The organism is Candidatus Sororendozoicomonas aggregata (genome assembly GCF_031528575.1).
Taxonomy (GTDB): Bacteria; Pseudomonadota; Gammaproteobacteria; order Pseudomonadales; family Endozoicomonadaceae; genus Endonucleibacter; species Endonucleibacter aggregata.
Genome location: NZ_JAVLSP010000194.1, coordinates 1 through 1,493, shown reverse-complemented (window position 1 = coordinate 1,493; position 1,493 = coordinate 1). Strand labels below are relative to the sequence as shown.

Genomic DNA, 1,493 nt, shown 5'->3' with positions numbered 1-1,493 from the left:
GATTAAACCATATTTTCAAAGGGATAGATATTAGGGCTTAGCACCACTAGGAGCCTGACCGAGAATAGACTGCGCTACTGCGGTCGCGATAAATTGGTCTAAAAATTCCTGCTTCTTCATCAAATAGCCTCGCTATTCTCATCATAAACAGAAATTTTATCCTAAATTTCTTGCGATCCTCGCTAAGGGCTCTATTCTCGGTCAGGCTCCTAAGATGAACAAATGCTACCAACAAAGTAGCAACTTGAAAGGCTACAGGTATAATGCTGTTTAATGGTTAACATTTATCAAGTGGTTAGAATTGGTGCAAAATAATAAAGCGCTCGCAAAATCCCTTGACTGGGTTCTTGATATAGATCCTCCTGCAATTATTACTTCTGTCAAATCAGAAAGGGAGTCCTCTCCATACGCAAGTAACAAGGCACTGGTGGATAAGGTTTTTTCATCTGCCAAGTGGAAGGCAACCTCAACAGGATTTGTAACAGGTTTACCTGCTAACCCCTGGGCTTCAGTCCCGATTTCCGCTGTTGATGTAGCAGCGACATTACGATCTGAGGTGTCAGCAGTAGCCCGTGCTGCGGTAATCTATGATGAAAAATTTTTTGATGATCTTGATGCCAAGTGGGAACTTCTATTACCTGTTTTTGGACTTAGCTTAGGGAGCCAATTCCTCAGGGAAGTGGGTGTCAGAGGCGGTATGGAAGTAACGAGAGTATTGATAAAACAATATTTATCAAAAGAGACGCTCAAACAGTTTAAAATAATTATTCTCAAATATTTTGGCATCAAAGTAACGGAAAAGGCTGTAATCACTAAGACACTCCCTATTGTTGGTGGCCTTATTGGTAGTACATGGAACTATATAGAAGTTAATCAAGTTCAAAAAAGAACCATTGACTACTTCAATGCCAGAGACGCATGATAAAAAATTCCAGCAGATGATTACAGCGCACCTCGTTCAGGCGTTAGATGGTACTTTCATCACACATCAAGCTGTGCTACTTTTGATCAAGCTTTAACGAACATTGCGGAATTCTCCATCCATAGGGGCATTGCGTAGCTTTGCCGTTTGGGTGGAGATGGATAGCAAGGTTTGCGTGGAGCAAGCCCATGATATACTCTCAGTAGGATGCGAAACCCTGCATAATGGGCGTAGTGGCTGAGACAACAGCCTCTCAACAGACAGATAACCCTCTGGGTAGATACTCAAGCGTCGCCGTTGCTCGATAACACGAGAAACAAATCAAGAAAACATGAAACAGTTTTCAGGCTTCTGTTTGCTGAAACGCTCGGACTGAGCGTATGTGTAAAGTGTTCCCCTGTCATGGTTCAGCGGCTTATATGGCAGCGAGAGGCTTTGTCTGTATGACATTGTGGGTCGCATGTAATTCCCGATCAGAAGCCCCCACTATAGCCGCCTCAGCAGCTTATATGGCGAGATAACCTGGAGCCAGCAATCGAGAGGAATAGCCCATGTTAGGTGAAAGTGATGC

1 protein-coding gene is annotated in these 1,493 nt (G+C 43.4%); it reads left to right on the top strand.

Annotated features, from left to right (window positions below; all coding sequences use genetic code 11):
- Positions 1–304 precede the first annotated feature (304 nt).
- The gene (locus V4C51_RS17735) at positions 305–922 is read left to right on the top strand and encodes a hypothetical protein (protein WP_330927496.1); all 618 of its coding nucleotides are present in this window, start codon (positions 305–307) and stop codon (positions 920–922) included.
- Positions 923–1,493: the final 571 nt, after the last annotated feature.